Below are 5,876 nucleotides of genomic sequence, written 5' to 3' on the forward strand. Positions count from 1 at the left end.
ACGTCAGGTACGTCAGGTACGTCAGGTACGTCAGCGTTTCACGTGAAACCGAACATGATACGCGTCCGATATCGCAGGTATCTCCCTTCACAGAGCCCGCTAGCGCGCACCAATCCGACGAGCCCCTTCCGTCCGACCAGCAACGTCCGCCGCAACAGCAGCTTCCGGAGCGGCAGGCAGCAACCCATCAGCAGCGCCAGTACCAGTACCAGTACCAGTACCAGTACCAGTACCAGTACCAATGCTGGCACCAGTGACGCAGACCCGCATCCCTTCTACCCTCGCTCCTGACGGAATCCCACCCTGGCGATGCCATCGCCCTCGCGCGCGTTTCGATCGACCGGCGATACACCTCTACATACCCAGGTTCACGGCTGGAAGCAACATGGTGCCCATGTTTCACGTGAAACATGCCAAACGACCTCGACATCCGAATGGGGCAGTGCCGACGAACCAACCTGCCATCAAGGCCATCGAAGCGAACCCAGAGCAGAAGAGTGCCTGATCCTGAACCGATGACGATCGACACTGCAGCGCGAAATCTCATAGCCCCGGGCGAGCGAAGCTAGACGAGGGATCCAGCACCCGACGAACGATCATGTGGACACCTCGTCATCAGCGCCGCGCGATGCCCTGATGCCCATCCCATGGACACGGAAAGCGGGGTGTTTCACGTGAAACACCCCGCCTACCTGTCACAACGAAGCTAGCGAACGCGGGCGCGAACCACCCGAGTGGTCTCGGGGAGGACACTCTCCCCCAACACTTCGACCCTCACATCGGACAGCCGGAACCTCTTGATCTGCTTCTGAGCCGCATCGATCTCGTTCGGTGCGTTCATCCCCTTGAGGAGCGCGAGCTCACCGCCTTCTCGTACCAGCGGAGCAGTCAACGGGATCAGAGTACGCAGCGCGCTGACGGCTCGAGCAGTCACGACATCGAAGCCATCCCCGGGCTGCACGTCCTCCGCACGAGAACGAAGAACAGTGACGTTGGCGAGTTCCAGAGCATCGACCTGCTCGTTGAGCCAGGTGATCCGCCGCTCCATCGGCTCGACCAGCGTCCACTGCACATCCGGGCGGGCGATCGCGAGCACCAGCCCAGGAAGTCCAGCACCCGAGCCGATATCAGCGACGGAGCCGTGGAAGAGAGGAGCAGCGATCACACTGTTGAGGATGTGTCGCGTCCAGAGCCGTGGCAACTCGAGCGGCCCGATGAGTCCTCGCTCCTCGCCCTCGCGAGCGAGAGCTGCAGTGAACGATCGCGCCACATCGATGCGGTCTCCGAAGAGATCTGCGGCGACAGAAGGTTCAGGCTCCAACTCACTCATGCGTGGCTCCGATCGAGCGATGTTTCACGTGAAACATCAACGACGGCGAAGAACCGTGTGACGGTCAGCACCCTCACCGTAGGACTCGGAGACCAGACCGCGCTCCGCAGCGATATCGTGCACCAGCTTGCGCTCGTAGCTGGACATCGAAGGCAGGGATGCCTGCGACGAGCCCTCATCGAGCTTCGCGGCAGCGGCGTCGACCAAGGTCTCCAGCTGACGGCGACGAGTGTCGCGGGAGCCGGCGATGTCGAGGATCAGTCGCGAGAACGAGCCGGTCTTGCTCTGCACGGCGAGGCGCGTCAGCTCCTGCAGCGCCTGGACTGTCTCCGGAGCGGAGAGCACTGACAGCGCATCGCCTTCGGCCTCGACCGAGACATAGGCACGTCCCTGACGAACATCCAGGTTGAGGTCACCGTCGATATCGGCGATGTCGAGGAGCTCCTCGAGGTAGTCCGCGGCGACGTCGCCTTCGTTCTCGAGCTGAGCCACGGTGGGCTCGGCGTTGTCGGTCATGGTTTCGCTCATGAACCGCTCCCCTTCTTCTTCGCGCGCTTCTTACCTACCGGCTGCTGGCGCTTCGGTGCTTCTGCCTTCGCCTTCTCAGCCTCTTCGAGCAGACGCTGCTGCTCTGCCTCGTAAGCGGCCATCGGGACGACCTTGCCCGAGGAGTCGAGCGCCTTGCCCTTGCGTGCCAGACGCTCTTCACGAGCCTTGGCGGCTTCCGAACCGGGAGTCGGCATCTCGCGGATGACGAGGAACTGCTGGCCCATGGTCCAGAGGTTCGAGATGAACCAGTACACGACGACACCGAGCGGGAAGAAAATGCCCGAGAAGATGAAGCCGAGCGGCAGCACGTAGAGCATGATCTTCTGCATCTGGTACGCCTGGCCGGTCTTAGCTTCCGGAGACAGGTTCTTCGAGATGATCTGCAGCTGAGTGAAGAACTGCGAGCCGATCATCAGAACGACGAGGGTGACCAGGATGATGATCGCCGTGGTGTTCTGCGCATCGACCGCGTCGCCCAGTGTCTCGTGCAACGACGCCACACCGAAGAGCTTCGCGTCGTAGAACTCCTTTGTCAGCTCAGCGCTCAGCAAACCGACTCCACCGACACCATCGACGGCGTGTTTCTTCACATCGCTTAGCACACTGAAGAGTGAGAAGAAGATCGGCATCTGGACCAGCAGCGGAAGACAGCTCGACATCGGCGTCGTGCCGTGCTTCTTATAGAGGCCCATGGTCTCGCGACTCATGGCCTCACGAGAGAGCTGATCCTTCTTTCCGCGGTACTTCTCCTGGACTTTCCGCAGTTCAGGAGCGATTTCCATCATCTTTCGCTGGCTCTTGATCTGCTTCACGAAGAGCGGGATCAGAGCGGCACGGACGACTATGACGAGACCGACGATCGACAGTACCCAGGTCAGACCGGATGCCGCGGGCAGACCGACAGCGGTGAGAAGCCAGTGCCAGGCGACGAGGATCATCTCGACGACCCACTTGAGCGGCCACAGGATCGTGCCGATCAGGTCGAAGCCACCCGCCGCGGGCGCATCGCTGGGGGTGGTGCTGGCGAGCAGAAGGTCAAGACCCACCGTTCAGTCCTTTCGGGAAGGGACGACGAAACCGTGTGCGGTCAGGTCGTAGCGGAAGTGGTCGTGCGGACGGACGTCATCGACGCCGCCGGTGGTCCAGGGGTTGCAGCGGAGGATGCGCCATGCCGAGAGCGCCGCTCCCTTCACTGCGCCGTGCTGCTGCACCGCACCTACAGCGTAGGCGGAACAGCTGGGGTAGTACGCACAGACATCTCCATACATCGGGGAGATCACCTTGCGATACGCGGTCAGAAACCCCAGCACCAGATTGCGGGGGATCACGGGGATGCTGCGCACCAGGTCCTGCGAGCGAAGATGCGCAGTCCCGATCGACGAAGCCGGAAGGGCGCTCATGCCGACACCGCGTCGGACGCCGGCGTCAGCCTGCTCAGACAGCGATCGACATCGGCACGAAGCTCGGCGAACGATGCGGTGGCAGACGCAGGAAGGGCACGGATGACGACATCCGTGCCCTCGGGAACTCGCGGGAGCGCCTCCGCGCACACGGCCTTGAGCCGACGACGCACGGTGTTGCGCACCACAGCGGTGCCCACCTGCTTGCTGATGATGAATCCGAACCTCGCGGCTCTGCTCTCGCCCGTCGTCAACATCGAGGTGATGACGCGCGCCCCGCCACAACGGGAACCGCGACGAACGACCAGACGATAGTCGCTCCCGCGGGTCAGCCGATACGGGCGGGCGAGCACAGCAGACTACGCAGAGAGCTCGGTGCGGCCCTTCGCGCGGCGGGCAGCGAGGATGCCGCGGCCTGCACGCGTACGCATGCGGGCACGGAAGCCGTGCTTCTTGGCGCGACGACGGTTGTTGGGCTGGAAGGTGCGCTTGCTCATGGAATCACTCCGGGAATGCTGCCACCGGGTTCACTGCGACCGGAGACATGGGGTACTGCCAAAAATGGCATAAGTCAACCAAGTAAGGGTACGTCTTACCGACGCACAGAGCAAATCTGCGCGCTCACGTGGTGGTCTCCCGGTACGAACCGCACAGCCATTATCCACAACCGGACCACGCCCGGCAGGTGCAACACGCGCGCGTATTTTCAAGGGCAGGTTGCCGTTCACAGCCGGGATGACTACCGTGGCATCCTAAGTTATCCACAGGGGGAACAGCACGTCGACCCCGCCTCGATCACTCGTCCGGAGCGTCATGTCATCACCTGCCCAGCCCGACGTCCCCATCTGGACCACGGTGCAGGAGCTTCTGGTCGACGACGATCGAGTCACCCCGCAACTGCAGGGCTTCCTGAGCCTGGCCGTCCCGGCCGGTGTCATGTCGGCCACCCTCTACCTCGAGGTGCCGAACGACCTCACAGCCGCGCAGATCAACAAGAGACTGCGCCTGCCGATCATGGAGGCCCTCTCCCACATCGGTGAAGAGGTCACCTCCTACCGCGTCGTCGTGAACCACGAACTGGCCGAGCAGCAGACGGCACCGATCGCCGTCGGCGACTTCGGCCGGCACGAGCAGGTGCGCGTCGAGTCCCCGATGGAGCAGCCGACGCAGCTGCGCCATGAGTCCCGCCTGAACCCGAAGTACACTTTCGACAACTTCGTCATCGGGCAGTCCAACCGCTTCGCTCATGCTGCGGCGGTCGCTGTCGCCGAAGCGCCGGCCAAGGCGTACAACCCGCTGTTCATCTACGGCGACTCGGGCCTCGGCAAGACGCACCTCCTCCACGCGATCGGCGACTACGCACAGTCCCTCTATGCAGGGGTGAAGGTGCGGTACGTCTCGAGCGAGGAGTTCACGAACGACTTCATCAACTCGATCGCGAACAACCGCGGTGCCGCGTTCCAGGCGCGATACCGCGACGTCGACATCCTCCTGATCGACGACATCCAGTTCCTCCAGGGACGAGCCGAGACTCAGGAAGCCTTCTTCCACACCTTCAACACGCTGCACGACCACAACAAGCAGGTCGTCATCACCAGCGATGTCGCCCCGAAGCACCTGACCGGGTTCGAAGACCGGATGCGCAGCCGCTTCGAGTGGGGTCTCATCACCGATGTGCAGGCGCCCGACCTCGAGACGCGTATCGCGATCCTTCGCAAGAAGGCACAGAGCGAGGCGCTCCACATCCCCGACGAGGTCCTCGAGTACATCGCGACCGTAGTGTCGTCGAACATCCGCGAGCTCGAGGGCGCACTCATCCGTGTGTCGGCATTCGCCAGCCTGAACCGCTCCGCGCTCGACATCTCCCTCGCGCAGACCGTGCTCCGAGACATCATCGACACGGCCGAGGACAACATCATCTCGCCGACCGACATCATCACGGCCACCGCGCAGTACTTCAAGCTCACCGTCGACGACCTGTACGGCTCCAGCCGTTCGCAGCAGATCGCCACCGCCCGACAGATCGCAATGTACCTGTGCCGTGAGCGCACCAGCCTCTCCCTGCCCAAGATCGGACAGCTGTTCGGCAACCGCGACCACACGACCGTCATGTACGCCTACAAGAAGATCAGCGAGCTCATGAAGGAGCGACGCTCCATCTACAACCAGGTCACAGAGATCACCACGCAGCTCGGCCGACGCTGACACGCCGCATCTCCGAGAAATGGGGAGGACAGCACCTGATCGGGTGCCGTCCTCCCCATTTTTGTGACACGGACAGGGGTTCTGATCCTCGGATAGATGCCTCTATGCACATGTGGATAACTTGTGGATGAAAGTGGATTCGGTCGGGACGAATGTGGGTTGATCACCCAAACCTGTGGATAACTCTGGGAGGGCGGTCCTCGGCCCACAACCCCCCAGCCCGCGGATTCCTCAGGGTTTCCACAACTGACAACTGTGTAGTTCCCTACTCGCTCTTGCTATCCACCGACTTATCCACAGTATCCACAGCTGTTAACACCGTTAAGGAGTTAAGTCATTCAATGCGCGATCCGATCACCAGACGGTGGGGAGAACCGCCGGACGAACGACAA

8 protein-coding genes are annotated in these 5,876 nt (G+C 62.2%); 1 reads left to right on the forward strand and 7 read right to left on the reverse strand.

The features are described from left to right. Window positions 1-187: 187 nt before the first annotated feature. The 7 genes from KZA10_RS17850 to rpmH all read right to left on the reverse strand — a co-directional run bounded on the left by KZA10_RS17850 (window position 188) and on the right by rpmH (window position 3,776). Window positions 188-316, reverse strand: coding sequence for a hypothetical protein (locus KZA10_RS17850; RefSeq protein WP_256934496.1), 129 nt, complete (start codon window positions 314-316; stop codon window positions 188-190). Window positions 317-706: 390 nt separating this feature from the next. Further along, on the reverse strand, window positions 707-1,330 hold the full coding sequence (gene rsmG / locus KZA10_RS06555; RefSeq protein ID WP_218682460.1) for a 16S rRNA (guanine(527)-N(7))-methyltransferase RsmG: 624 nt from the start codon (window positions 1,328-1,330) through the stop codon (window positions 707-709). Between the two features lie 36 nt (window positions 1,331-1,366). Next, the gene (locus KZA10_RS06560) at window positions 1,367-1,858 is read right to left on the reverse strand and encodes a R3H domain-containing nucleic acid-binding protein (RefSeq protein WP_017829909.1); all 492 of its coding nucleotides are present in this window, start codon (window positions 1,856-1,858) and stop codon (window positions 1,367-1,369) included. Further along, window positions 1,855-2,925, reverse strand: a complete 1,071-nt coding sequence (gene yidC, locus KZA10_RS06565) for a membrane protein insertase YidC (protein ID WP_055871533.1) — start codon at window positions 2,923-2,925, stop codon at window positions 1,855-1,857. The genes KZA10_RS06560 and yidC overlap by 4 nt, the downstream gene beginning before the upstream one ends. A 3-nt stretch (window positions 2,926-2,928) precedes the next feature. Then, the gene (gene yidD / locus KZA10_RS06570; protein ID WP_151487393.1) at window positions 2,929-3,279 is read right to left on the reverse strand and encodes a membrane protein insertion efficiency factor YidD; all 351 of its coding nucleotides are present in this window, start codon (window positions 3,277-3,279) and stop codon (window positions 2,929-2,931) included. Further along, window positions 3,276-3,632 (reverse strand): ribonuclease P protein component, encoded by a 357-nt coding sequence (gene rnpA, locus KZA10_RS06575; RefSeq protein WP_031205843.1) that lies wholly within the window; start codon window positions 3,630-3,632, stop codon window positions 3,276-3,278. The genes yidD and rnpA overlap by 4 nt, the downstream gene beginning before the upstream one ends. A 6-nt stretch (window positions 3,633-3,638) precedes the next feature. After that, a complete protein-coding gene (rpmH, locus tag KZA10_RS06580; protein WP_013584598.1) occupies window positions 3,639-3,776 on the reverse strand; it encodes a 50S ribosomal protein L34 in 138 nt (45 codons plus the stop codon). A 439-nt stretch (window positions 3,777-4,215) separates the two neighbouring features. Between rpmH and dnaA the strand changes: the two genes are divergently transcribed. After that, window positions 4,216-5,484 carry a chromosomal replication initiator protein DnaA gene (gene dnaA / locus KZA10_RS06585; protein ID WP_372446043.1) on the forward strand — a complete coding sequence of 423 codons (1,269 nt, stop codon included), beginning with the start codon at window positions 4,216-4,218 and terminating at the stop codon, window positions 5,482-5,484. Window positions 5,485-5,876 lie beyond the last annotated feature (392 nt).

This window comes from Microbacterium sp. BF1, from assembly GCF_019279095.1.
Classification (GTDB): Bacteria; Actinomycetota; Actinomycetes; order Actinomycetales; family Microbacteriaceae; genus Microbacterium; species Microbacterium maritypicum.